Here is a 23801-nt window from a genome sequence, read left to right as displayed (position 1 = left end):
CAAGGAAAGCCGCCATGAGCAACGTCTACCAGTTCGAAGCCAGTTCGCTTGCCGGCGAGCCGGTGCCGCTGTCGCGCTTTGCCGGCAAGGTGCTGCTGATCGTCAACACCGCCAGCGAATGCGGCTTCACGCCGCAGTACGCCGGCCTGCAGGCGCTGCAGGAACAATACGCCGCCGCCGGCCTGGAAGTGCTGGGCTTTCCGTGCAACCAGTTCGGCAAGCAGGAGCCCGGCGACGCCGCGCAGATCGGCCAGTTCTGCGAAGCGCGCTTCCACGTCACCTTCCCGATGTTCGCCAAGATCGACGTCAACGGCGCCAGCGCGCATCCGCTGTACCGCTGGCTGACTTCCGAGAAGCCGGGCGTGCTGGGCATCGAAGCCATCAAGTGGAACTTCACCAAGTTCCTGCTGCGCCGCGACGGCACGGTGTTCAAGCGCTACGCGCCGACCACCAAGCCCGAGGACATCAAGGGCGACATCGAGAAGCTGCTGGCCGAGCCGGCGTAAGCCGCGCCTTCGGCACTACGGGCGAGCGGGGGTGTCGGGGCCCGCTCCGCTGGCCTGCACCGCGCGCAGGAAGCCGTTGAGCGAGCGGTCCGGCGTTTCGTGGAAGCGGTCGTCGAGCATGACGATGCTGCGGCAACGGTCGAGGCGGAAGCTGCGGTAGTCGGTGCGCGTGGTGCACCACGCGGCCAGCAGCCAGTTGTTGCCCCAGAAGAACAGGCCGAGCGGCTGCACCACGCGGTCGGTGGCGCGCTGCTGCGCGTCGGTGTAGTCCAGGCGCAGCAGGCGCTGCGCGTTCATGGCGCCGTGCACCACGTCGAAGGCGTCGCGCACCTGTGGATGGTTGACGAACTCGGGCGCGAACACGCGGCTTTGCTGCGCCGCATGGCGCCGCGCCGGCGGCAGCGCCGCCACCAGCTTCTCGAGCGCGGGATCGGCCGCGGCGGCCAGCGCGCCGCCGCCCCAGGCCTTGAGCAGGCGCAGCCCGGCCACCAGCGCCTCGACTTCCATGGCGGTAAACATCAGCGGGGGAACGTCGTAGTCCGCGCGCAGCCGGTAGCCGATGCCCGCCTCGCCCTCGACCGGCACGCCCGACAGCGACAGCGCCTGGATGTCCCGGTACACCGTGCGCTCGGACACGCCGAGCCGCTGCGCCAGCAGCGCCGCCGTGGTCAGGCGGCGCCCGCGCAGCACCTGGACGATCTGGAAAAGGCGGTCGGCGCGGCGGCTCATCGGGCTCGGTTCATGTCGCGGGCGGGGAGGTTGGCAAGGGTGCGTCTGGCAGCGCGGCTTCGGGCCGGCCTGCTCAGCCCGCCAGCGGCTGGTGCAGGCCGATCCGGTTGCCTTCGGTATCGATGATATGCGCGATATGGCCGATGTCGCCAGGCAGCTGCAGCGGGCCGAACACGGTCTTGCCGCCCGCGGCCTGCACGCGCGCCAGCAGCGCCGCCAGGCCCGGCGCGTGCAGGTACGGCACGCAGCCGTCGGCCGAGGGACGGTAGGACTCGCCCGCCACCAGCGCGCCGCCGGGCTCCATGTTGTCGAACACCGCCATGTCCACCTGTTCCATGGTCTCGCGCTTGAGGCCGGTCTGGAACACCTGCTCGTAGAAGCGGATGGCGCGCGGCATGTCGGCGACCGGGATTTCAAGCCAGTTGATCAGTCCACTCATGATGACCTCTGCGGTTGGGGTTGGAGTGGCCGATCATGCGCGGGGGCTCCTGACAACGTGCTGTCAGCAGCCATTTGTGCGGCCTCCGCCACCGCCCCCGCCACCGTGCCCCGCGCGGCGCTCAGCGCGGCATCCATGCCGCCAGCACCGGCACCATCACCGCCGTCAGCACACCGTTCAGGCCCATGCCGAGCGCGGCGAAGGCGCCCGCTTCCTGGTTGACCTGGAACGCGCGCGCGGTGCCGATGCCGTGCGCCGCCAGCCCGGTGGCGAAGCCGCGCACGGTGTAGTCGGTGATGCGCAGCAGGTTCAGCAGCCGCGTCGCGCTGACCGCGCCGATGATGCCGGTCAGCATCACCAGCACGGCGGTCAGCGACGGCAGGCCGCCGATCTTCTCGGCCACGCCCATGGCGATCGGGATGGTGACCGACTTGGGCGCCAGCGAGCGGATGGTCTCCGGCGACGCGCCCAGCAGCCAGGCGATGCCCACCGCCGAGACCACCGCCACCAGCGAGCCCGCCAGCAGCCCGCCCAGCAGCGGCAGCACATGGCGGCGCAGCTTGGGCAGTTGCAGGTACAGCGGCACCGCCAGCGCCACCGTGGCCGGGCCGAGCAGGAAGTGCACGAACTGCGCGCCGTCGAAGTACGTCTTGTATGGCGTGCCGGTCACGGTCAGCAGCGTGACCAGGATGGCCACGGCGATCATCACCGGGTTGGCCAGCGGCGAGAAGCGCGCGCGCTCGTAGACGCGGAAGGCGAACACATAGGCCAGCAGCGTGGCGGTCAGCCCCAGCAGCGGGCTGGCGGCCAGGTAGACCCAGATTTCGTTGAGGCGCGGCGTCATCATGCGCGCTCTCCGTCGCCGGCCCGCGCGCGGCCCATCAGCGCGCGCGCCACCAGCGCCGTGGTGGCGATGGCCAGCCAGGTGGACAGCACCAGCGCGACCACGATCGGCAGCCACTCGCCGCCGATGCGGTGCGCATGCACCATGATGCCCACCCCGGCCGGCACGAACAGCAGCGACAGGTGCTTGAGCAGCTCGGAAGTGGTGCCCTGGATCACCGGCAGGATGCGGTCGTCGAGGGCGAGCCAGCAGAACAGCAGGATCATGCCGATCACCGGGCCGGGCACCGGCAGGCTCAGGGCATAGCTGAGGGCTTCCCCGACGGACTGGAAGACGAGGAGGATGGCGAAGGTCTGGAGCATGGCGAAGGGCACGCCGGAGCGTGCGGATCTGGGGCAGCCGCATGGTAACCCGGAGCGGCCCCCGCCGGCAGATGCGCCGGCGCCGCGAGAAGACCACGCGTGTTTCCACGCGCTTTCCCGCAAGCGGGAGAGGGGAGCCAAACCTAGGGAGCCAAACCCTGGGGAGCCAACCCGCAGCGACGGACGCGGCCGGCGGGGTGCGACAGCCGGCCGCGGCCGCTTACTCCAGCAGCCGGTCCACCAGTTCGATCCAGTGCTGCACCGGCGTGTCGGTGCCGCTCTGCAGGTGCGTGATGCAGCCGATGTTGGCCGACACGATGGCGTCCGGCTTCGAGGCCTGCAGGTTGGCGAGCTTGTCGTCGCGCAGGCGGTAGGACAGCGCCGGCTGCAGCACCGAGTAGGTGCCGGCCGAGCCGCAGCACAGGTGGCTGTCGGCGCAGAGCCGGACGTCCACGCCCAGCGCGGTCAGCAGCGCCTCCACGCGGCCGCGCAGCTGCTGGCCGTGCTGCAGCGTGCAGGGCGGGTGGTAGGCCACGCGCTGGCCGTTGCCGGCGCGCCGCGCGGCGCCGGCCATGTCCTGCAGGTTGTCGGCGAAGTCCGGCAGCAGCTCGCACAGGTCGCGCGTGAGCGCCGAGATCCGGCGCGCGCGCTCGGCGTAGCGCGCGTCGTCGCGCAGCAGGTGGCCGTATTCCTTGACCATCACGCCGCAGCCCGAGGCGGTCATGACGATGGCCTCGGCGCCGGCTTCCACCAGCGGCCACCACGCGTCGATATTGCGGCGCGCATTGTCGAGGCCGCCGTCGTGGTCGCCGGTGTGGTAGCGCACCGCGCCGCAGCAGCCGGCCTCGCGCGCCACCAGCAGCTGCACGCCGAGGCGGTCGAGCACGCGCGCGGTGGCGGCATTGATGTTGGGCGACATCGACGGCTGCACGCAGCCGTCGAGCAGCACCATCTTGCGCGCATGCGCGTTGCGCGGCCACGCGCCGGCGGCAACCGGGCGGGGCACCTTGTTGCGCAGCGCCTGCGGCAGCAGCGGGCGCACGCGCTGGCCCAGCCGCATGGCCGTGCCGAACAGCGCCGGGCGCGTCATGCCTTCGCGCAGGGCCCAGCGCGCGAAGCGCTCGCCGGCCGGGCGCCGCACGCCCTCGGCCTCCAGGCGCTCGTCCACCACCTTGCGGCCGATGTCGACCAGGCGGCCGTAGCGCACGCCAGAGGGGCAGGTCGATTCGCAGTTGCGGCAGGTCAGGCAGCGGTCCAGGTGCAGGCGCGTGCTTTCGGTGACGGGCTGGCCTTCGAGCACCTGCTTCATCAGGTAGATGCGCCCGCGCGGGCCGTCCAGCTCGTCGCCCAGCAGCTGGTAGGTAGGGCAGGTGGCGGTGCAGAAGCCGCAGTGCACGCACTTGCCGACGATGGACTTGGCTTCTTCGCCATCGGGCGTGCCGCGCAGGAATTCGGCCAGGGTGGTTTGCATGGTGGGGGGACTCTCCGGTGCCTTTGCTTGGGATGGGTGGGGCCTGGCCGGCGGCTCAGAGGCCGGCGTACATGCGCTGCGGATTGAAGATGCCGGCGGGGTCGAAGCCGGCCTTGAGGCGCTGGTGGATCGCGTGCAGCGGCGCGGCCAGCGGCGTGAACACCCCCGCAGCCTTGTCGCCGTTGCGGAACAGCGTGGCGTGGCCGCCCGCGGCAGCGGCGGCGGCGCGCACGGCGGCGGCATCGGCCGCGCTGTCGGCGCCGCCCAGCCACCAGCGCTGGCCGCCGCCCCATTCGATCAGCTGGCCGCCGCCCGGCAGCGCCAGCGGCGCGGCGGTGGTGGGCACGGCGATGCGCCATAGCGCGCGGCCTGCCTGCACCGGCGCAAAGAACGGGTGTTGCTGGTCGCGCAGCGCGCGCCACAGCGCGACGGCTTCGTCCGGCGCCACGGCCTCGCCGCCCAGGCGCTCGCGCGCGGCGCGCACCGCCGCCGCCGCGCCCGACAGGCGCAGGTGCAGCACGCCGTCGTGCCACGCCGAGGCCGCGACCGGCAGCGGCTGTCCGCCCCACTGGTTGAGGCGCTCGAGCACCTCGGCCTCGCCCATGGCGAAGCGCAGCGTGGCGTCGTCGAACGGCACCGGCAGCACCTTCAGCGAGACTTCCAGGATCAGCCCCAGCGTGCCCAGCGAGCCGGCCATCAGGCGCGAGACGTCATAGCCCGCCACGTTCTTCATCACCTGGCCGCCGAAGTCCAGGATGTCGCCGCGGCCGTCCATCACCCGCACGCCGAGCACGAAGTCGCGCAGCGCGCCCACCGCCTGCCGGCGCGGGCCCGACAGGCCCGCCGCGACCGCGCCGCCGAGCGTGGCGCCGGCGCCGAAATGGGGCGGCTCGAAGGCCAGCATCTGGCGGCGCTCGGCCAGCGCCGCCTCGATCTCGGCCAGCGGCGTGCCGCAGCGCGCGGTGATCACCAGCTCGGGCGGGTCGTAGTCGACGATGCCGCTGTAGCCGCGCGTGTCGAGCACCTCGCCTTGCAGTTGCTGGCCGTAGAAATCCTTGCTGCCGCCGCCGCGCAGGCGCAGCGGCGTGCGCGCGTCCGTGGCGCGCCGGATGGTGTCGCGAAAGGCGTCGAGAGTGGCTTGCTGGTCGGCTGGCATGGGTGCTGGCTGGTTCTGGTTTTCGATGTGGGCCCGGTTCGGGGCGCGTGGCCGCGGGATCAGCCCGGCGGCGACTTGGCCGCGGCGGGCAGGGGTTTGTTGTCGCCTCCGCTTTCGTCCCGCTCGTCCCGCTCGTCGCGGTAAGGCGGCAGCGCGTTGCCGCAGTGCTTGCAGTAGCCCGCGTCGGGGTCGTGCCCCTCGCTCAGGCAGTGCGTGCAGGTGCGCGTGGTCAGCGGGCGCTTCAGGATGCTGGCCGCCAGCTCCGCGCCGACGATGCCGGTGGGAAAGGCGATGATGCCGTAGCCCAGCAGGATGGTCAGCGAGGTGATGAACTGCCCCAGCGGCGTCTTCGGCACCATGTCGCCGAAGCCGGTCGTGGTCAGCGTCACCACCGCCCAGTACATGCTTACCGGGATGCTGGTGAAGCCGTGTTGCGGGCCTTCCACCACGTACATCACGGTGCCCAGGATCACGGTGATGATGAACACCGTGGCGAGGAAGACGAAGATCTTGCGCCGGCTGTTGGCCAGCGCGCGGTAGAGGATCTGCGCCTCCTCGAAATACACGGTCAGCTTGAGGATCCGGAACACGCGCAGCAGCCGCAGCAGCCGCACGTCGATCAGGAAGGCCAGTTCCGGCACGAAGAAGGCCAGCCAGGTCGGGATGATCGACAGGAAGTCCACCACGCCGAAGAAGCTGAACACATAGCGCAGCGGGCGCCGCACCACCAGGATGCGCATTGCGTACTCGGCCGTAAACAGCAGCGTAAACAGCCATTCCGCCACCGTGAACGCGGTGCCTAGGCGCAGGCTCACCGCCGGCAGGCTGTCGAACACCACCACCAGCACGCTGGCCACGATGCACAGCAGCAGCACGATGTCGAACAGCCGCCCGGCGTGCGTGTCGGCCTCGAAGATGATGGTGTACCAGCGCTCGCGCCAGCCCGATTCGGGCTTGCCCAGGCGCTGGCGGACCTGCGCGGCGTGCTTCTGCTGGCCGCGCGCGGCGGCTTTCTGGCCTGCCATGTTCAGAAGCGCGGCAGGTCGGGGTGGGGCAGCACGCCGCGCTTGACGTGCATGCGGCCGTACTCGGCGCAGCGCGCCAGCGTGGGGATGGCCTTGTCCGGGTTGAGCAGGCGCGCGGGGTCGAAGGCCGCCTTGACGGCGAAGAACATCTCGCGCTCCTCGGGCGCGAACTGCACGCACATCGAATTGAGCTTTTCCACGCCCACGCCGTGCTCGCCGGTGACGGTGCCGCCCAGCTCCACGCAGCTTTCCAGGATGTCCGAGCCGAACAGCTCGGCGCGGTGCCATTCGTCCTGGTCGGCGCCATCGAACAGGATCAGCGGGTGCATGTTGCCGTCGCCGGCGTGGAACACGTTCATGCAGCGCAGGCGGTACTTGCGCTCCATTTCCTCGATGCGCCTGAGCAGCGTGCCGATGTGCTTGCGCGGGATGGTGCCGTCCATGCAGTAGTAGTCCGGCGAGATGCGCCCGGCGGCGGGGAAGGCGTTCTTGCGCCCGCTCCAGAAGCGCAGCCGCTCGGACTCGCTCTGCGACACGGCGATGCGCGTGGCGCCCGAGGCGCGCAGCACTTCGCTCATGCGCTCGATCTCCTCGGCCACTTCCTCCGTGGTGCCGTCCGACTCGCACAGCAGGATGGCGGCGGCGTCGAGGTCGTAGCCGGCGCGCACGAATTCCTCCACGGCGGCGGTGGCGGGCTTGTCCATCATTTCCAGCCCGGCCGGGATGATGCCGGCGCCGATCACGTCGGCCACCGCGTCGCCGCCCTTGGCCACGTCGTCGAAGCTGGCCATGATCACCTGGGCGAGCTGCGGCTTGGGAATCAGCTTGACGGTCACCTCGGTGACCACCGCCAGCATGCCTTCCGAGCCGATCATCACGGCCAGCAGGTCCAGCCCCGGCGCGTCGGGCGCCGCGGAGCCGAATTCCACCACCTCGCCTTCCATCGTCACCGCGCGCACGCGCAGCACGTTGTGCACCGTGAGGCCGTATTTCAGGCAATGCACGCCGCCCGAGTTCTCGCTGACGTTGCCGCCGATGGTGCAGGCGATCTGCGAGGACGGGTCCGGCGCGTAGTAGAGGTTATGGGGCGCGGCGGCCTCGGAGATGGCGAGGTTGCGCACGCCCGGCTGGACCACGGCGGTGCGCGAGCGCGCATCCACGCTGACGATGCGCTTGAACTTGGCCAGCGACAGCACCAGCCCGGCGGCGATCGGCATGGCCCCGCCGGACAGGCTGGTGCCCGCGCCGCGCGGCACCACCGGCACCTGCAGCGCGTGGCACAGGCGCAGGATGGCGCAGACCTGTTCTTCCTTGTCGGGCAGCGCCACGGCCAGCGGCAGCTGGCGGTAGGCGGCCAGGCCATCGCACTCGTAGGGCGCGGTGTCTTCGGGTTTCCACAACAGGGCCGCATCGGGCAGGATTTTCGCCAGGCCTTCGAGCAGCGCCGCGCGGCGGCCGTCGTCGGTGACCAGGGAGACTTCGTGCGGGGCGTTCATGACAACTCCTGTATTGGCCGCCGGCAGGCGCCTGGGCGGCGCGCGAGCGGGTGGGGAGCAAGGACTATAGCGCAGCCCGGCGGCCGCGCCGCACCGCGGCGACGTGAATTCCGCATGGCAGGCCGATCAAAATCGCTCATGCCGGCGGCGCGCCGGGGCATGGCAGGCGCGGGGCAGGCGCGCGATTCCAGCTTAGCACCGGCGGCCGGCGCCGGACGTCACCGGCGCGCTACGCCGGCGCCACATCCCTGCCGCGCCGCTACCACTCCAGCCCCAGCAGCCAGTCGACGAAATAGCGCGCCTCCGGCTTGAGCGGCGCCTGCTCGCGCTCGACGATGTAGTAGCCGTGCGGCGAGACCGATTCGATGTCGAGCAGGCGCACCATCTGGCCCAGCGCCAGCCACTGGCGGGCCATGCGCTGGCGCACCAGCGCCACGCCCTGGTTGGAGGCGATGGCCTCCAGCATCAGGCCGATGTCGTTGAACTGCGGGCCGGTCTGCGGCTCCGCCCAGTCCAGCCCGGCGGTCTCGAACCACGGCTTCCACGGCTCCAGCGGGCTGCGCAGCAGCACCAGGTTGTGCAGGTGCTCGGGCCGGGTGACGGAGCGGCCGTCGATGCGCTCGTAGTATTCGCGCCCGCAGGCGGGAAACACCGGCTCGACCAGCAGCTTCGTCGTCTTCAGGTCCGGGTAGCGGCCGGTGCCGTAGCGGATCTCCACGTCGGTGTCCTCGGCCTTCACGTCCAGGAACGGGATGGCCAGATGCAGCTCGGTGTCGATGTGCGGGTACAGCGCGGTGAACTCTGGCAGGCGCGGCACCAGGTGCTGGCGGCCGAAGGTGGGCGGGATGGCCACGCGCAGGCGCGTGCGCTGCTTGTTGTACTCGGGCCGCGCCAGCTCGTTGAGGGACTTGAGCGCGTCCTGCACGTTGCGCAGATAGCGCGTGCCGGCGGCGGTCAGCCGCAGCGCGGCGTTGGAGCGCACGAACAGGTCCTCGCCCCACAGTTCCTCGAGGTTCTTGATGCGGTGCGACACGGCGCTGGGCGTGACCGACAGCTCTTCCGCCGCGCGCGCGAAGCTGCCCAGGCGGGCGGCGGCCTCGAACGCGATCAGCAGGTGCAGCGGCGGGACGCGGTTGAACACGGCGGCCATGCGCGGCTTCAGCGCGTCGCGCGGAAGATCTTGCCGGGGTTGAGGATGTGGTTGGGATCGAGCGCGTTCTTGATGGCGCGCATCAGGTCCAGCGCATCCTCGCCGTGCTCGCTGACCAGGAAATCCATCTTGTGCAGGCCCACGCCGTGCTCGCCGGTGCAGGTGCCGCCCATGGCCAGCGCGCGCTCCACGATGCGCCGGTTGATGGCCTCGGCCTCGGCCAGCTCCTGCGGCCTGGCCGGGTCGGTCAGGATCGCCACGTGGAAGTTGCCGTCGCCGACGTGGCCCACGATGGGGCAGGGCAGGCTGGATGCGTCGAGGTCGCGCTCGGTCTCGGTCACGCACTCGGCCAGCCGCGAGATCGGCACGCATACGTCGGTGGTGACGGCGCGGCAGCCCGGCTTGAGCTGCAGCATGGCGAAGTAGGCGGTATGGCGGGCGTTCCACAGGCGGCTGCGGTCTTCCGGCCGGGTGGCCCATTCGAAGCCCTGGCCGCCGTGCTCGGCGGCGATCTGCTGCACGGTCCCGGCCTGTTCCCTGACGCCGGCCTCGGTGCCGTGGAATTCGAAGAACAGATGCGGCATTTCCGGCATGGCGAGGTTGTCGTGCCGGTTGATGGCGCGGATGGCCAGCGCGTCGACGAACTCCACGCGCGCGACGGGCACGCCGAGCTGGATGGTGTCGATCACCGCCCGCACCGCGCTGCCCATGCTGGGAAAGGCGCAGATGGCGGCGGAGATGGCCTCCGGCTGCGGGTAGAGCCGCACCGTGACCTCGGTGATGATGCCCAGCGTGCCTTCGCTGCCGATCATCAGGCGGGTCAGGTCGTAGCCGGCGGACGACTTGCGCGCGTGGGTGCCGGTCTTGACGATGCGGCCGTCGGCCATGACCACGGTCAGCGCCAGCACGTTCTCGCGCATGGTGCCGTAGCGCACCGCGTTGGTCCCGGAGGCGCGCGTGGCGCACATGCCGCCCAGCGAGGCATCGGCGCCCGGGTCGATCGGGAAGAACAGGCCGCTGTCCTTGATTTCCTGGTTGAGCTGCTTGCGGGTCACGCCCGGCTGCACGGTCACGTTCAGGTCCTCGGCCTGCACCGACAGCACGCGATTCATCTGCGACAGGTCCAGGCTGATGCCGCCGGCCACCGCCAGCAGGTGGCCTTCGAGCGAGGAGCCGGCGCCGTAGGGGATCAGCGGCACGCGGTGCGCGTTGCACAGGCGCGCCACCTCGGCCACTTCCTCGGTGCTGTGGGCGAAGACCACGCCGTCCGGCGCGGCCGGCGGGAACGGCGACTCGTCGCGCCCGTGGTGCTCGCACACGCCGGAGGAGGTGGAAAAGCGCTCGCCGAAACGGGCCTGCAGGGCCTCGCGCACGGCGGCCGGCAAGGGCTGGCGCGCCAGCGCCGCATGGGGGGTGGGATGGTTCATGGTGTCTCCGGCGGGACTGCGGCGGCGGGCTGCCGTGGGGCGACGGCCCGCAACGGGCGGCGCGCGACGGTGCCGGCACTGGTACCCGCTGGCGTCGCGGGCGAATCCCGTATTCTACGCCGCGCCTGCCCGCCGCAGCACATCGGGCGCCGGAGCCGGCGCGCGGCAGGCGCCCCCGCCGCGGCCCCGATGCGCGCCATAATGCGGGATCGCCACCGCAGGAGACCCGCATGGGCAACCGCCTGACCAAGATCGCCACCCGCACCGGGGACGGCGGCACCACCGGCCTCGGCGACGGCAGCCGCACCGGCAAGGACAGCGTGCGCATCGCCGCCATCGGCGAGGTCGACGAACTCAACTCCAATCTCGGCGTGCTGCTGGCCGAGACCCTGCCCGGCGAGGTGCGCGCGGCGCTGCTGCACATCCAGCACGACCTGTTCGACCTCGGCGGCGAGCTGTCCATCCCCGGCTACGTGCTGGTCAAGCCGGAACAGGTGTTGCAGCTCGACGAATGGCTGGCGCACTACAACGCCGCCCTGCCGCGCCTGGCCGAGTTCATCCTGCCCGGCGGCAGCCGCGCCGCGGCCGTGGCGCACGTCTGCCGCACGGTCTGCCGGCGGGCCGAGCGGGCGCTGGTGGCGCTGGGCGCGCAGGAGGCGCTCAACGAGGCGCCACGCCAGTACCTGAACCGGCTCTCGGACCTGCTGTTCGTGCTGGCGCGCGTGCTGAACCGCGCCGCCGGCGGCGGCGACGTGCTGTGGCAGCGCGGCCGTGTTGCCGAAAGTGACAAATAAGTCATAAATAACGGGTCGGCGCCCGCTTTGGCGCGCCAGCGCTCAAGCCGCCCCGCCGGCCTGCCGTTGAACACCTGGAAAAACCGAGAAAATTACTCGGAATTGCGTCCGCCGCCCTTGAAATGGCCCCGGACGGCCACATTTCGGACTCCAGGACGAATTGCAGCGCCCGCGGATAGCGGGGCTCAAGAGGAGAGGAACAAATGGGTAAGATCATCGGTATCGACCTCGGTACCACCAATAGCTGTGTCGCGATCATGGAAGGCAATACGCCCAAGGTGATCGAAAACGCGGAAGGCACGCGCACCACCCCGTCGATCATCGCCTACATGGAAGATGGCGAGATCCTGGTGGGCGCGCCGGCCAAGCGCCAGGCGGTGACCAATCCGCGCAACACCCTGTATGCGGTGAAGCGCCTGATCGGCCGCAAGTTCGAAGAAAAGGAAGTGCAGAAGGACATCGGCCTGATGCCGTACTCCATCGTCAAGGCCGACAACGGCGACGCATGGGTGTCGGTGCGCGACCAGAAGCTGGCGCCGCCGCAGGTTTCGGCGGAAGTGCTGCGCAAGATGAAGAAGACCGCCGAGGACTACCTCGGCGAGCCGGTGACCGAAGCCGTGATCACCGTGCCGGCCTACTTCAACGACTCGCAGCGCCAGGCCACCAAGGACGCCGGCCGCATCGCCGGCCTCGACGTCAAGCGCATCATCAACGAGCCGACCGCGGCCGCGCTGGCGTTCGGCCTGGACAAGAACGAGAAGGGCGACCGCAAGATCGCCGTGTATGACCTCGGCGGCGGCACCTTCGACATCTCGATCATCGAGATCGCGGACGTGGACGGCGAGAAGCAGTTCGAAGTGCTGTCGACCAACGGCGACACCTTCCTGGGCGGCGAAGACTTCGACCAGCGCATCATCGACTACATCATCGCCGAGTTCAAGAAGGACCAGGGCGTCGACCTTTCCAAGGACGTGCTCGCGCTGCAGCGCCTGAAGGAAGCCGCGGAAAAGGCCAAGATCGAACTGTCGAGCTCGCAGCAGACCGAGATCAACCTGCCGTACATCACGGCGGACGCCTCGGGCCCGAAGCACTTGAACCTGAAGATGACGCGCGCCAAGCTCGAAGCGCTGGTGGAAGAACTGATCACCCGCACCATCGAGCCGTGCCGCATCGCGATCAAGGACGCTGGCGTCAAGGTCAGCGAGATCGACGACGTGATCCTGGTCGGCGGCATGACCCGCATGCCCAAGGTGCAGGAACAGGTCAAGGAATTCTTCGGCAAGGAAGCGCGCAAGGACGTGAACCCTGACGAAGCCGTGGCCGTGGGCGCCGCGATCCAGGGCTCGGTGCTGTCGGGCGACCGCAAGGACGTGCTGCTGCTGGACGTGACGCCGCTGTCGCTGGGCATCGAGACGCTGGGCGGCGTGATGACCAAGATGATCACCAAGAACACCACCATCCCGACCAAGCATGCGCAGGTGTTCTCGACCGCCGACGACAACCAGCCGGCCGTGACCATCAAGGTGTTCCAGGGCGAGCGCGAAATGGCCACCGGCAACAAGCTGCTGGGCGAGTTCAACCTCGAAGGCATCGCCCCGGCGCCGCGCGGCCTGCCGCAGATCGAAGTGTCGTTCGACATCGACGCCAACGGCATCCTGCACGTGGGCGCCAAGGACAAGGCGACCGGCAAGGAAAACCGCATCACCATCAAGGCGAACTCGGGCCTGTCGGAAGACGAGATCCAGCGCATGGTGAAGGACGCCGAGGCCAACGCCGAGGAAGACAAGAAGGCCCGCGAGCTGGCTGACGCCCGCAACCAGGCCGACGCGCTGATCCACTCGACCAAGAAGGCGGTCGCCGAATACGGCGACAAGCTCGAAGCGGGCGAGAAGGAAAAGATCGAAGCCGCGATCAAGGAACTGGAAGACGCCGCGCGCGGTGGCGACAAGGCCGAGATCGACGCCAAGGTCAATGCGCTGTCCGAGGCCAGCCAGAAGCTGGGCGAGCGTGTCTACGCCGACATGCAGGCCAAGGCCGGCGAAGCGGGCGGCGCGGGCGCGGCCGGTGCCGCGGGCGCGGGTGCGGGCCAGCAGCAGGCCCAGCCGCAGGACGACAACGTCGTGGACGCCGAATTCAAGGAAGTCAACGACAAGAAGTAATGGATGAGCTGGGGAGGGGCGCGGTGCGCGACACCGCCGCCAGCCCCTGTCCCCACGCCGGGCGACGGACATCGGACCAAGCGGATCACCGCCGTCGGATGCCGCGCTCGGCTTTTTTGCTATTTTCTTTGCTATTTGCCCGGGCGGGTCTTACGCGCCGCGGGGCCAATCAGGTAACCAGCCACCATGGCAAAACGTGACTACTACGAAGTGCTCGGGGTGGGCAAGAACGCCAGCGACGACGATATCAAGAAGGCGTATCGCAAGCTGGCGATGAAGCACCACCCGGACCGCAATCCGGACAGCAAGGATTCGGAGGAGAAATTCAAGGAGGTCAAGGAGGCCTACGAGATGCTCTCCGACCCCGAGAAGAAGGCGGCCTACGACCAGTACGGCCACGCCGGCGTCGACCCCAACATGGCGGGCGGCTTCGGTGGCGGCGGCCAGGGCTACGGCGGTTTCGCCGAGGCCTTCGGCGACATCTTCGGCGACATCTTCGGCCAGCAGGGCCAGGGCGGCGGGCGCCGCAGCGGCGGCGGCCCGCAGGTGTACCGCGGCGCCGACCTGCGCTACAGCATGGAGATCTCGCTCGAGCAGGCCGCGCACGGCCACGAGGCGCAGATCCGCGTGCCGCACTGGGACGAGTGCGAGCATTGCCACGGCAATGGCGCCGAGCCCGGCACCAACGTCGAGACCTGCCCGACCTGCCACGGCGCGGGCCAGGTGCGCGTGTCGCAGGGCTTCTTCTCGATGCAGCAGACTTGCCCGAAGTGCCACGGCACCGGCAAGCACATCCCCAAGCCGTGCACCAAGTGCCACGGCCAGGGCAAGATCAAGTCGCAGAAGACGCTGGAGGTGAAGATCCCCGCCGGCATCGACGAGGGCATGCGCATCCGCTCCTCGGGCAACGGCGAGCCGGGCATCAACGGCGGCCCCCCGGGCGACCTGTACGTGGAAGTGCACATCCGCCCGCACCCGGTGTTCGAGCGCGACGGCGACGACCTGCACTGCCAGATGCCGATCTCGTTCGCCACCGCGGCGCTGGGCGGCGACCTGGAAGTGCCCACGCTAGGCGGCAAGGCCAGCTTCCCGGTGCCCGAAGGCACCCAGGCCGGCAAGACCTTCCGCCTGCGCGGCAAGGGCATCAAGGGCGTGCGCTCGGGCTATCCCGGCGACCTCTACGTGCATGTGAACGTGGAAACGCCGGTCAAGCTGACCGAGGCGCAGAAGGACATCCTGCGCCAGTTCGACCGCTCGGTGCACGAAGGCGGCTCGCGCCACAGCCCGCAGGAGCAATCCTGGCTCGACAAGGTGAAGAGCTTCTTCAGCTAAGCCGGTTCGGCTCGCGGCGAGTGGCCGGCCATGCTGTTGCGCGTGGCCGGCTTTTTGTTTTTCCGGGGCGAGGAGGTTGCCGGTGGCGGTTCTTGCTGCCGGTGGCTTCGGCGTGCGCCTGCCCTCTCCTCCGGCCCCTCTCCCGCAGGCGGGAGAGGCGAGACCACAGACGTTCATGGGAAGCCGGGCAGTTTCCGTGTCCTGGTGGTTTGCTCCCTCTCCCGCGAAGCGGGAGGGGCCGGGGGAGAGGGCAAGCGCGCGATAATGCGATATCGCTGCGTTTCGCGGCCGCCCAACCGACGCTGGTGATTTTCTCGTGGCAGTTCTTCCCGTTTCCCCCTCTGCTTCGCCCGAACCGTTCGTCCTGCTCGACGATGCCACCGCCGCGCCCGGCGCGGCCGTCTCGCGCCTGTACACCGGCTTCGTGCGCGAGGACGTGCTGCCCGGCGGCGGCGCGCTCGATGCGCTCGACGCCATGCTGGCGGAAGGCTGGCGCCAGGGCTGGCATGCCACGCTGTTCGCGCCGTACGAATTCGGCGGCCCGCTGGCCGGGGTGCCGGTCAAGGTGGACCATGCGCTGCCGTTCCACGACGGCGCGCTGCGGCTGCTGTGGTTCCGGCGGATGCAAAGGCTCGACACGCAGGCGGTCGCATCGTGGCTGGCCGGCGGGCATGGAGGCGCGCCGGCCGGCGTGACGGACATCGCCGCCGATACCACGGAGGCGGCTTTCCACGCCGCCATCGCCCGCATCCACGCGTGGATCGAGGCCGGCGACACCTACCAGGTCAATTTCACCCAGCGCCTGCGCTTCGGCGCGTTCGGCGAGCCGGCGGCGCTCTATGCGGCGTTGCGCGCCGCGCAGCCGGTGCCCTATGCCGTGCTGGCGCGCCTGCCCGGCGACGGCTGGGTGCTGTCGCTGTCGCCCGAGCTGTTCGTGCGGCACGACGGGCAGGGCCACCTCGTCACGCGGCCGATGAAGGGCACCGCGCCGCGCAGCGGCGACCCGGCGCGCGATGCCGGGGCCGCCGCGGCGCTGGCCGCCGACGCCAAGAACCGCGCCGAGAACGTGATGATCGTGGACCTGCTGCGCAACGACCTGGGCCGCGTGGCGGTGCCGGGCACGGTGGCGGTGCCGGCGCGCTTCGTGGTCGAGCCGTTCGGGCAGGTGCTGCAGATGACGTCCACCGTGACCGCCACCGCGCGCGCCGGCACGACCGTGGCCGGGCTGCTGCGCGCGCTGTTCCCGTGCGGCTCGATCACCGGCGCGCCCAAGCGGCGCACGATGCAGATCATCGGTGAGCTGGAGCGGTCGCCGCGCGGCCTCTACACCGGTTCGATCGGCTGGATCGATGCGCCGGGCACCGGGAGCGGCGCCGGGTTCCCGGGCGCCTTCGCGCTATCCGTGGCGATCCGCACGCTGGTGCTGGGCGCGCCGGGCGCCGATGGCCTGCGCGCGGGCGAGATGGGCGTGGGCGGCGGCATCGTCCACGACAGCGACGCCGCCGGCGAGTACGCCGAATGCGGCTGGAAGGCCCGTTTCCTGACCGCGCACGATCCGGGCTTCACGCTGTTCGAGACCATGCGCGTGGAGGACGGCGCCTGCCAGCGGCTGGACCGGCACCTGGCGCGGCTGGCCGCCTCGGCTGCCAGCCTTGGCTTCGCGCTCGACGCGGCGCGCGCGCGGGCGGCGGCGCGCGAAGCCGCGGCAGGCCTCGGCACCGGCGCGTGGCGCCTGCGCCTGGCGCTGGACAAGGCCGGCGGCATCGCCGTGACGCACGGCGCGCTGGCGCCGCTGGCCACCTCGCCGGCGGCGGTGTTGCTGGCGCCGCAGCCGCTGCCGGACGCGGACCCGCTGCGCTGCCACAAGACCAGCGCGCGCGCCGTGTTCGACGCCGGCTGGCAGGCCGCCGAACGCGCCGGCGCCTTCGACAGCCTGTTCTTCAACACGCGCGGCGAACTGCTCGAAGGCGGCCGCAGCTCGGTATTCGTCAAGGTGGACGGCGCCTGGCTGACGCCGCCGCTGGCCGCGCACATCCTGCCCGGCGTGATGCGCGCGGCGGTGCTGGCCGACGGCGCGCGCTACCTGGGCGGGCCGGTGCGCGAGGCGGTGGTCACGCGCGCCATGCTGGCGCGCCGCGAGGCGCTGGCGGTTGCCAACGCCCTGCGCGGCGTGCTGCCGGCGGTGCTGGCCGCCGGCTGAGGCAGGGCGGGCAGGGCGGGCAGGGCGGGCAAAGCGGGCAAAGCGGGCGCGGTCAGGCGGAGAAGGTGTGCTCCGCCGCCGGGAAGCTGCCGTCCTTCACGGCCGCCACATAGGCGCGCACGGCGGCCTCGATCGAGCCGGCGCCTTCCATGAAGTTGCGCACGAACTTGGCCTTGCGGCCCGGGTAGACGTTGATCATGTCCTGCAGCACCAGCACCTGGCCCGAGCAGTCCACGCCCGCGCCGATGCCGATGGTGGGGATCGTCAGCAGGCCCGTGACCACGCCCGCCAGCGCCGCCGGCACCGCTTCCATCACGATCATCTGGGCGCCCGCGGCCTGCAGCGCGAGCGCATCGCGCTTGAGCTGCGCGGCGCTCTCGTCGGTCTTGCCCTGCACCTTGAAGCCGCCCAGCGCATGCACCGACTGCGGCGTCAGGCCGATATGCGCGCACACCGGGATGCTGCGCTCGACCAGGAACTTCACGGTCGGCGCGAGCCAGTCGCCGCCTTCGAGCTTGACCATGTGCGCGCCCGCGCGCATCAGCGCGGCCGCGCTGGCGAAGGCGGTCTCCGGCGTGGGGTAGGTGCCGAACGGCAGGTCCGCCACCAGCAGCGCGCTCTGGTTGCCGCGCGCCACGCATTCGGTGTGGTAGGCCACCTGTTCCAGCGTCACGGGCAGCGTGGTCTGCTGGCCCTGCATGACGTTGCCGAGGGAATCGCCGACCAGCAGCACCTCGACGCCGCAGTAGTCGAGCAGCGCGGCGAAGCTGGAGTCGTAGGCGGTCAGCATGGCGATTTTCTCGCCGGCGGCGCGCATCGCCTGCAGCTTGGGGATGGTGATGGTCTTGCGGGAGGGGTCGAGGAGGTAGCTCATGACGTTGGGCCGGTAGAGAGACGGGAACCGGGCGGGCCGCTTCAGGCCATGCGGCGGGCCGTTGTCCCCTGCAATCCGCTTTGCCGTGGTGCGCGGCAGCGGCTGCTGTCGTTATGGTCGGGCTGGCAGGCGGGAACCTGTCAGGGCGCAGCGAGATTGAGAAAGGCCTTGCGGCCGCGCATGTTTTCGATGCGCGACAGTAGTGTACGGAAATCGCCGTCGTTGTCCACCGGGCTGAAGTGGGCGGTGTCGACGATCATCACCGGCGCCTCGTCGTAGCGGTGGAACAGCTCGCCGTAGGCGCCGCACAGGCGCTCCAGGTAGGTGTCGTCGATGCTGGACTCGCCGGGCGCGTTGCGCCGCGCGATGCGCTCGCGCAGCAGCGCCGGCGAGGCCTGCAGCACGATCACCAGGTCCGTGCGCTGGCCCTGCGCGGGCAGGCGCGCGGCGAGGGCGTCGTACAGCGCCAGCTCGTCCTCGGGCAGCGTCAGGCCGGCATAGAGCCGGTCGCGGGCATGGAGGAAGTTGCCCACCATGCGCTGGCCGGCCAGCAGCGCCGCCTGCCACGCCTGCAGTTGCTGCGCGCGCCGGTTCAGCAGCGACAGCTGCAGCGGCAGGGCGTAGCGCGCCGGTTCGCGGTAGTAGCGTTCGAGGAAGGGGTCGTCGCGGGCGGCGTCGAGCAGTTCGCCGGTGCGCAGGGTTTGCGCCAGGCGCTGCGCCAGCGCCGTCTTGCCGGCCCCGACGGGGCCTTCCACCACGATTCTGCGCAGATGTTCGAGCATGGGCGGATCCGGTGGGCCAGGGGGGCGCAGCGGGGAAGCGCCTTGGCGCGCGCCCCGGGATGCCGCGCCGTCAGGAAGCGTCGCGCGCTTCCGCTTTCTGCCGCGTGCACTGGCAGAACGAGAACTTCTCGATGCGCTGCGTATTGACCGCCGGCAGGAAGCCGGCGGCCGGGCCCTGGCCCGGGATCACCAGCGCGGGGTCCAGTTCCAGCAGCGGCACCAGCGTGAAGGCGCGCTCGGCCACGCGCGGATGCGGCACCGTGAGATGCTCGTCGCCGTGGATTTCGTCGCCGAACAGCAGCAGGTCCAGGTCGAGCGTGCGCGGCGCGTTGCGGAACGGGCGCTCGCGGCCGAACTGGTCCTCGATGTGGTGGCAGATGCGCAACAGCTGGGGCGCGGTGAACGAGGTTTCCACCTTCACCACCGCATTGAAGTAGTCGTCGCCGCCCGCGTCGACCGGGGCCGTGCGGTAAAGCGACGATCTCGCCAGCACCGTGATGCCGACCTGCTGGGCCAGGCACACGATGGCATCCTTGAGGGCCTGCCGGGCATCGCCCAGGTTGGCCCCGATGCCGATAAAGGCAACTGTCATTAAGATTCCTCCGGCTGGACGCGTACCTTGCCGGCGTTCCGGTCTTCACCGGAGCCGGAATCCTGGCTCGCGTCCATATCACTCCGGGAGGAAACTTTATCCGATTTCCGCGGACTGCGCCGGCGGCGCTTCTTGCGCGCCGGGCCGCCGCTTTCGCCACCGCTTTCGCCACCGGCGCCGCTGTCCCAGTCGGTGGACGGCTCGCCGCCGTCGGCGCCGCCGCTACCGCCGCCGCCCTGCCTGCCGCCGCGCGGCGGGCGCACGGCGTCGATCAGGGCCTCGCGGCCTTCGCCGTCGGCATTCTGGAAGTCCTGCCACCAGCGCGCCAGCTCGGCCGGCTGCTCGCCGGAGTCGCTGCGCAGCTGCAGGAAGTCGAAGCCGGCGCGAAAGCGCGGCGACTCGATCAGGCGAAACGGCATGCGGCCCACGCGCTTCTCGAAGCGCGGCTGCATGCCCCAGATGTCGCGCATGTCGGTGACGAAGCGGCGCTGGATGGCGAGCTGGCCGGTCTGGCGCTCCAGCACGTCGTCCATCGCCGTGTTGAGCGCGGCGATGGCGTGCTCGCCCTGCTCGCGCAGCGCAGTCCAGCGCTGCAGCACGTGGTGCCACAGCAGCGCGGCGAACAGGAAGCCCGGCGACACCGGCTTGCCTACCTGCACGCGCTGGTCGGTGTTGTCCAGCGCCAGCTGCACGAAGCGCTGGCCCATCGGCTGCTCGATCGCCACGTCGAGCAGCGGCAGCAGGCCGCGGTGCAGGCCGGCCTTGCGCAGCTCCTGCAGCGAGGCCCAGGCATGGCCGGACATCAGCAGCTTGAGCATCTCGTCGAACAGGCGCGCGCTCGGCACGTTGTGGATCAGCGAGGCCAGGTCGGCGATCGGCTGGCGCGTGTCCTCGTCGATGCCGAAGCCGGTCTTGGCGGCAAAGCGCACCACGCGCAGCATGCGGATCGGGTCCTCGCGGTAGCGCGTGACGGGGTCGCCGATCATGCGCAGCGTGCGCGCGCGGATGTCTTCCATGCCGTGATGGTAGTCATATACCGTCTGCTCGGCCGGGTCGTAGTACATCGCGTTGATGGTGAAGTCACGGCGCTCCGCGTCCTCGGCCTGCGAGCCCCAGACGTTGTCGCGCAGCACGCGGCCCGAGGCGTCGATCGCGTGGGTCTTGCTGTCGAGCTCGGCGCGCTTGAGGCGGCGCCCTTCGGGCAGCGTCTCGCTGGCCACCGCGTCGACCAGCGCGCGGAAGGTGGAGACCTCGATGATTTCCTGCTCGCGCCCGCCGTAGAAGGTCACGTGCACGATCTGGAAACGCCGGCCGATGATGCGCGAGCGGCGGAACAGCGCCTGCACCTGGTCGGGCGTGGCGTTGGTGGCGACGTCGAAGTCCTTGGGCTTGATGCCCAGCAGCAGGTCGCGCACCGCGCCGCCCACGATGAAGGCCTGGTAGCCGGCCTGCTGCAGCGTGGAGGTGACCTTGATGGCGTTGCGCGAGATCAGCGACTGGTCGATCTGGTGCTCGTCGTGGGTCACGATGCGCGGCGTGCCGGCGCGCTGGCCACGGCGTTTGGCGGGGCGCTGCTGGGGGCCCGGCTTGCCGAGCAGCCGGTTGATTAGCTTCTTGATCACGTCAGAACAGATCCATGATGCGCCAGCCGGCCGCGGCGGCGTGGTGACGCAGGCGATCGTCCGGGTTGGCGGCGATCGGTTCGCTGACCTTTTCCAGTAGCGGCAGGTCGTTGGCCGAATCGCTGTAGAAGGTGGTGGTTTCGAAGGCATCCCACTGGGTGCCCATGCTCTTGAGCCAGGCTTCCACGCGGGCGACCTTGCCTTCGCGGAAGCTGGGCAGGCCCGCCACTTCGCCGGTGAAGGCGCCGTCCGGCTGCCCGCTGGCGGTGGCCGGCTCGGTGGCGATCAGGTGCTTGATGCCGAAGGCGGCGGCGATCGGCGCGGTGACGAAGCTGTTGGTGGCGGTAACCACCGCGCACAGGTCGCCGGCGTCGAGGTGCTTGTAGACCAGCGCGCGCGCCTGCGGCGTGATGACCGGATCGATCACTTCGCGCATGAACTGCTTGCGCCAGGCTTCCAGGCGGTCGCGCGGATTGGCGGCCAGCGGGGCCAGCGCGAAGCGCAGGAAGGCCTGGATATCCAGGGTGCCCGCCTTGTACTGCCCGTAGAACTCCTCGTTCTTGCGGCGGTAGGTTTCCTCGTCGACGACGCCCAGGCGCACGAGGAAGCGCCCCCATTCGTGGTCGCTGTCGGTCGGGAGCAGGGTGTGGTCGAGGTCGAACAATGCCAGATTCATGGGCGGCGATTTTACATTAACGTGATTGTTGCCGGTTTCTTGGCGTCGCTGCGCGCCAACGCAGGCAAGCACGGGGCATGCCAGGGCCTGCGGGGACGGGGCCGACAGCCTGCGCTCACTCGCGCAGCTCCGCGAACATTTCCCGCAGCAGCGGCAGGGTGACGGCGCGCTTGCGCTCGAGCGAATAGGTGTCGAGCGCGTCCAGCAGGGCCATCAGGCTGGGCATGTCGCGGTAGTGGCGCGTGACCAGCCAGTGCGGGATCTCGGGCGAAAGCTGCAGCCCGCGCTCGCGCGCGGCCTGCACCAGCGCCGTCATCTTGTCTTCGTCCGACAGCGGCGCGAGCTGGTAGACCAGGCCCCAGCCCAGCCGCGTGCGCAGGTCCTCGCGCACCGGCATGGCCAGCGGCGCCACGCTGCCGGCCACCACCAGCGCGGTGCGCACGTGGGCCCGCACTTCGTTGTAGAGCGAGAACACGGCGATCTGGCGTGCCTCGTCGAGCAGCTCCACGTCGTCCACTGTGTAGAGCTGGCAACTGGGGTCGAAGATGAAGTCCGACAGCGCGTGGTGCGGGCTCAGGTAGCGGCAGCGGATGCCGGCGTGGTAGCCGCTCTCGCACACCGCGTGCAGCAGGTGGGTGCGGCCCGAGCCGGTTTCGCCCCACAGGTAGATCAGCCGGTCGGGTGCGCGCTCCTGCGCCACCGCCGGCGCCAGGTCGCGCAGGCGCTGCACCGGCTCGCGGTTGGCGGCCACGAAGAAATTCTCGAAGGTCGACGGCGGCGGACTGCCAAGTTCAAGCGAAAGCTGCTTGGGGCGCGGATACATGGCTTTTCGGTTACCTGGGGAGAAGGCCTGCTGCCCGGCCGGCGCGCCGCGCCGCGCCCGCGCCGACCGCGGCCCGCGCGCGGGCGCGCCGGCCGGGCAAGGCAGCGATGGTGTGCATCCGGGAGGAGCGGGGGCAAGACTTCATGACGCGAAGAACCGGAAACTGGAAGCCGGAAGCCTGTATCCGTTAAAATTGCGATTCTACTGGACTCGCGGCCGCAAATCGCCGTCGCGAGCGCCGCATTCCTCACTTCATACCCCCAGGACGAGCAGGTTCTATGAGCGCATCCCCCACTTCCGGCCAGGCAGGCCTTTCCTACCGCGATGCCGGCGTCGATATCGATGCGGGCGACGCGCTTGTCGACCGCATCAAGCCGTTCGCCAAGCGCACCATGCGCGAAGGCGTGATGGCCGGCATCGGGGGCTTCGGCGCGCTGTTCGAACTGTCGAAGAAATACAAGGAGCCGGTGCTGGTGTCCGGCACCGACGGCGTGGGCACCAAGCTCAAGCTGGCCTTCCAGCTCAACCGCCACGACACCGTGGGCCAGGACCTGGTGGCCATGAGCGTCAACGACATCCTGGTGCAGGGCGCCGAGCCGCTGTTCTTCCTCGACTATTTCGCCTGCGGCAAGCTCGACGTGGAAACCGCCGCCACCGTGATCCAGGGCATCGCCCATGGCTGCGAACTGTCCGGCTGCGCGCTGATCGGCGGCGAGACCGCCGAAATGCCGAGCATGTACCCCGACGGCGAATACGACCTGGCCGGCTTTGCCGTCGGCGCGGTCGAGAAGAGCCGCATCATCGACGGCAGCACCATCGTGCCGGGCGACGTGGTGCTGGGCCTGGCCTCGTCGGGCGCGCACTCCAACGGCTACTCGCTGGTGCGCAAGATCATCGAGGTGGCCAGGCCGGACCTGAACGCCGACTTCCACGGCCAGCGCCTGCAGGACGCCATCATGGCGCCCACCCGCATCTACGTGAAGCCGCTGCTGTCGCTGATCGAGACCCTGCCGGTCAAGGGCATGGCCCACATCACGGGCGGCGGCCTGACCGAGAACGTGCCGCGCGTGCTGGCGCAGAACGTGACCGCCGTGCTGCAGCGCGACGCCTGGACCCTGCCGCCGCTGTTCCAGTGGCTGCAGGCCCAGGGCAACGTGGCCGACGACGAAATGCACCGCGTGTTCAACTGCGGCATCGGCATGGTGGTGATCGTGGCCAGGGAAGATGCCGAACGCGCCATCACCCATCTGCAGGCCGCCGGCGAAGCCGTGTGGCAGATCGGCGAGATCCGCGAGCGCGCCGAGGGCCAGGCGCAGACCGTGGTGGTCTGAGCGTTCCGGCT

22 protein-coding genes are annotated in these 23801 nt (G+C 70.2%); 6 read left to right on the top strand and 16 right to left on the bottom strand.

Going from position 1 to position 23801, the window contains the following annotated elements; genetic code table 11:
- Positions 1–14: 14 nt before the first annotated feature.
- The gene (locus ACKI2N_RS16270; RefSeq protein WP_420993521.1) at positions 15–506 is read left to right on the top strand and encodes a glutathione peroxidase; all 492 of its coding nucleotides are present in this window, start codon (positions 15–17) and stop codon (positions 504–506) included.
- A 15-nt stretch (positions 507–521) separates the two neighbouring features.
- Here ACKI2N_RS16270 and ACKI2N_RS16265 read toward each other — a convergent pair whose 3' ends face one another.
- The 10 genes from ACKI2N_RS16265 to ACKI2N_RS16220 all read right to left on the bottom strand — a co-directional run bounded on the left by ACKI2N_RS16265 (position 522) and on the right by ACKI2N_RS16220 (position 10605).
- The gene (locus ACKI2N_RS16265) at positions 522–1235 is read right to left on the bottom strand and encodes a helix-turn-helix transcriptional regulator (RefSeq protein WP_420993522.1); all 714 of its coding nucleotides are present in this window, start codon (positions 1233–1235) and stop codon (positions 522–524) included.
- A gap of 73 nt (positions 1236–1308) precedes the next feature.
- On the bottom strand, positions 1309–1674 hold the full coding sequence (locus ACKI2N_RS16260) for a VOC family protein (RefSeq protein WP_420993523.1): 366 nt from the start codon (positions 1672–1674) through the stop codon (positions 1309–1311).
- A gap of 121 nt (positions 1675–1795) precedes the next feature.
- Positions 1796–2521, bottom strand: a complete 726-nt coding sequence (locus ACKI2N_RS16255) for an LrgB family protein (RefSeq protein ID WP_420993524.1) — start codon at positions 2519–2521, stop codon at positions 1796–1798.
- Entirely contained in the window at positions 2518–2880 is a 363-nt protein-coding gene (locus tag ACKI2N_RS16250) for a CidA/LrgA family protein (protein WP_420993525.1), read from the bottom strand. Before ACKI2N_RS16250 ends, ACKI2N_RS16255 begins: the two co-directional genes overlap by 4 nt.
- Positions 2881–3100: 220 nt before the next feature.
- A complete protein-coding gene (gene glcF, locus ACKI2N_RS16245) occupies positions 3101–4351 on the bottom strand; it encodes a glycolate oxidase subunit GlcF (protein ID WP_420993526.1) in 1251 nt (416 codons plus the stop codon).
- A gap of 55 nt (positions 4352–4406) precedes the next feature.
- A complete protein-coding gene (gene glcE, locus ACKI2N_RS16240) occupies positions 4407–5507 on the bottom strand; it encodes a glycolate oxidase subunit GlcE (RefSeq protein ID WP_420993527.1) in 1101 nt (366 codons plus the stop codon).
- Positions 5508–5566: 59 nt separating this feature from the next.
- Positions 5567–6532, bottom strand: a complete 966-nt coding sequence (locus ACKI2N_RS16235; RefSeq protein WP_420993528.1) for an ion transporter — start codon at positions 6530–6532, stop codon at positions 5567–5569.
- A gap of 2 nt (positions 6533–6534) precedes the next feature.
- Entirely contained in the window at positions 6535–8028 is a 1494-nt protein-coding gene (locus tag ACKI2N_RS16230; protein ID WP_420993529.1) for an FAD-linked oxidase C-terminal domain-containing protein, read from the bottom strand.
- Positions 8029–8287: 259 nt separating this feature from the next.
- Positions 8288–9178, bottom strand: coding sequence for a LysR substrate-binding domain-containing protein (locus ACKI2N_RS16225; RefSeq protein ID WP_420993530.1), 891 nt, complete (start codon positions 9176–9178; stop codon positions 8288–8290).
- Positions 9179–9186: 8 nt separating this feature from the next.
- Positions 9187–10605 (bottom strand): FAD-binding oxidoreductase, encoded by a 1419-nt coding sequence (locus ACKI2N_RS16220; RefSeq protein ID WP_420993531.1) that lies wholly within the window; start codon positions 10603–10605, stop codon positions 9187–9189.
- A 230-nt stretch (positions 10606–10835) separates the two neighbouring features.
- Between ACKI2N_RS16220 and ACKI2N_RS16215 the strand changes: the two genes are divergently transcribed.
- The 4 genes from ACKI2N_RS16215 to ACKI2N_RS16200 all read left to right on the top strand — a co-directional run bounded on the left by ACKI2N_RS16215 (position 10836) and on the right by ACKI2N_RS16200 (position 17090).
- Positions 10836–11399, top strand: coding sequence for a cob(I)yrinic acid a,c-diamide adenosyltransferase (locus tag ACKI2N_RS16215; RefSeq protein ID WP_420993532.1), 564 nt, complete (start codon positions 10836–10838; stop codon positions 11397–11399).
- Between the two features lie 203 nt (positions 11400–11602).
- Complete coding sequence (gene dnaK / locus ACKI2N_RS16210; RefSeq protein ID WP_420993533.1) at positions 11603–13558, top strand: molecular chaperone DnaK; 1956 nt, start codon at positions 11603–11605, stop codon at positions 13556–13558.
- A 186-nt stretch (positions 13559–13744) separates the two neighbouring features.
- Entirely contained in the window at positions 13745–14890 is a 1146-nt protein-coding gene (gene dnaJ, locus ACKI2N_RS16205) for a molecular chaperone DnaJ (RefSeq protein ID WP_420993534.1), read from the top strand.
- Positions 14891–15365: 475 nt separating this feature from the next.
- On the top strand, positions 15366–17090 hold the full coding sequence (locus ACKI2N_RS16200) for a chorismate-binding protein (RefSeq protein ID WP_420993718.1): 1725 nt from the start codon (positions 15366–15368) through the stop codon (positions 17088–17090).
- Positions 17091–17142: 52 nt separating this feature from the next.
- Here the strand turns inward: ACKI2N_RS16200 and panB are convergent, their stop codons facing one another.
- From panB to hda, 6 genes are all read right to left on the bottom strand, one after another.
- Positions 17143–17964, bottom strand: coding sequence for a 3-methyl-2-oxobutanoate hydroxymethyltransferase (gene panB, locus ACKI2N_RS16195; protein ID WP_420993535.1), 822 nt, complete (start codon positions 17962–17964; stop codon positions 17143–17145).
- Between the two features lie 140 nt (positions 17965–18104).
- Positions 18105–18746 carry a deoxynucleoside kinase gene (locus ACKI2N_RS16190; RefSeq protein ID WP_420993536.1) on the bottom strand — a complete coding sequence of 214 codons (642 nt, stop codon included), beginning with the start codon at positions 18744–18746 and terminating at the stop codon, positions 18105–18107.
- A 70-nt stretch (positions 18747–18816) separates the two neighbouring features.
- Positions 18817–19338, bottom strand: a complete 522-nt coding sequence (gene folK, locus ACKI2N_RS16185) for a 2-amino-4-hydroxy-6-hydroxymethyldihydropteridine diphosphokinase (protein WP_420993537.1) — start codon at positions 19336–19338, stop codon at positions 18817–18819.
- Positions 19338–20960 carry a polynucleotide adenylyltransferase PcnB gene (gene pcnB, locus ACKI2N_RS16180; RefSeq protein ID WP_420993538.1) on the bottom strand — a complete coding sequence of 541 codons (1623 nt, stop codon included), beginning with the start codon at positions 20958–20960 and terminating at the stop codon, positions 19338–19340. Before pcnB ends, folK begins: the two co-directional genes overlap by 1 nt.
- Position 20961: 1 nt before the next feature.
- A complete protein-coding gene (locus ACKI2N_RS16175) occupies positions 20962–21636 on the bottom strand; it encodes an HAD family hydrolase (RefSeq protein ID WP_420993539.1) in 675 nt (224 codons plus the stop codon).
- Positions 21637–21751: 115 nt separating this feature from the next.
- Positions 21752–22459: a DnaA regulatory inactivator Hda gene (hda, locus tag ACKI2N_RS16170; protein WP_420993540.1), complete on the bottom strand. Its 708-nt coding sequence runs from the start codon at positions 22457–22459 to the stop codon at positions 21752–21754.
- A 278-nt stretch (positions 22460–22737) separates the two neighbouring features.
- Between hda and purM the strand changes: the two genes are divergently transcribed.
- Complete coding sequence (gene purM / locus ACKI2N_RS16165) at positions 22738–23790, top strand: phosphoribosylformylglycinamidine cyclo-ligase (protein WP_420993541.1); 1053 nt, start codon at positions 22738–22740, stop codon at positions 23788–23790.
- The last annotated feature ends 11 nt before the right edge of the window (positions 23791–23801 follow it).

Source organism: Cupriavidus sp. 30B13 (assembly GCF_049059565.2).
In the GTDB taxonomy this organism is placed as follows: domain Bacteria; phylum Pseudomonadota; class Gammaproteobacteria; order Burkholderiales; family Burkholderiaceae; genus Cupriavidus.
Note: the sequence above shows the minus strand (reverse complement) of the source record. Positions and strands in the feature narration are given on the sequence as shown.

Bases quoted from the DNA above. Each gene is read 5' to 3' on its own strand.
- ACKI2N_RS16200 (WP_420993718.1), top strand. From the start codon at position 15,366: ATGCTGGCGGAAGGCTGGCGCCAGGGCTGGCATGCCACGCTGTTCGCG.
- ACKI2N_RS16255 (WP_420993524.1), bottom strand. From the start codon at position 2,521: ATGATGACGCCGCGCCTCAACGAAATCTGGGTCTACCTGGCCGCCAGC.
- ACKI2N_RS16190 (WP_420993536.1), bottom strand. From the start codon at position 18,746: ATGCTCGAACATCTGCGCAGAATCGTGGTGGAAGGCCCCGTCGGGGCC.
- ACKI2N_RS16220 (WP_420993531.1), bottom strand. From the start codon at position 10,605: ATGAACCATCCCACCCCCCATGCGGCGCTGGCGCGCCAGCCCTTGCCG.
- ACKI2N_RS16230 (WP_420993529.1), bottom strand. From the start codon at position 8,028: ATGAACGCCCCGCACGAAGTCTCCCTGGTCACCGACGACGGCCGCCGC.
- hda (WP_420993540.1), bottom strand. From the start codon at position 22,459: ATGTATCCGCGCCCCAAGCAGCTTTCGCTTGAACTTGGCAGTCCGCCG.
- glcF (WP_420993526.1), bottom strand. From the start codon at position 4,351: ATGCAAACCACCCTGGCCGAATTCCTGCGCGGCACGCCCGATGGCGAA.
- ACKI2N_RS16235 (WP_420993528.1), bottom strand. From the start codon at position 6,532: ATGGCAGGCCAGAAAGCCGCCGCGCGCGGCCAGCAGAAGCACGCCGCG.
- dnaK (WP_420993533.1), top strand. From the start codon at position 11,603: ATGGGTAAGATCATCGGTATCGACCTCGGTACCACCAATAGCTGTGTC.
- folK (WP_420993537.1), bottom strand. From the start codon at position 19,338: ATGACAGTTGCCTTTATCGGCATCGGGGCCAACCTGGGCGATGCCCGG.
- panB (WP_420993535.1), bottom strand. From the start codon at position 17,964: ATGAGCTACCTCCTCGACCCCTCCCGCAAGACCATCACCATCCCCAAG.
- ACKI2N_RS16260 (WP_420993523.1), bottom strand. From the start codon at position 1,674: ATGAGTGGACTGATCAACTGGCTTGAAATCCCGGTCGCCGACATGCCG.
- ACKI2N_RS16270 (WP_420993521.1), top strand. From the start codon at position 15: ATGAGCAACGTCTACCAGTTCGAAGCCAGTTCGCTTGCCGGCGAGCCG.
- glcE (WP_420993527.1), bottom strand. From the start codon at position 5,507: ATGCCAGCCGACCAGCAAGCCACTCTCGACGCCTTTCGCGACACCATC.
- dnaJ (WP_420993534.1), top strand. From the start codon at position 13,745: ATGGCAAAACGTGACTACTACGAAGTGCTCGGGGTGGGCAAGAACGCC.
- ACKI2N_RS16265 (WP_420993522.1), bottom strand. From the start codon at position 1,235: ATGAGCCGCCGCGCCGACCGCCTTTTCCAGATCGTCCAGGTGCTGCGC.
- ACKI2N_RS16215 (WP_420993532.1), top strand. From the start codon at position 10,836: ATGGGCAACCGCCTGACCAAGATCGCCACCCGCACCGGGGACGGCGGC.
- ACKI2N_RS16225 (WP_420993530.1), bottom strand. From the start codon at position 9,178: ATGGCCGCCGTGTTCAACCGCGTCCCGCCGCTGCACCTGCTGATCGCG.
- ACKI2N_RS16175 (WP_420993539.1), bottom strand. From the start codon at position 21,636: ATGAATCTGGCATTGTTCGACCTCGACCACACCCTGCTCCCGACCGAC.
- purM (WP_420993541.1), top strand. From the start codon at position 22,738: ATGAGCGCATCCCCCACTTCCGGCCAGGCAGGCCTTTCCTACCGCGAT.
- ACKI2N_RS16250 (WP_420993525.1), bottom strand. From the start codon at position 2,880: ATGCTCCAGACCTTCGCCATCCTCCTCGTCTTCCAGTCCGTCGGGGAA.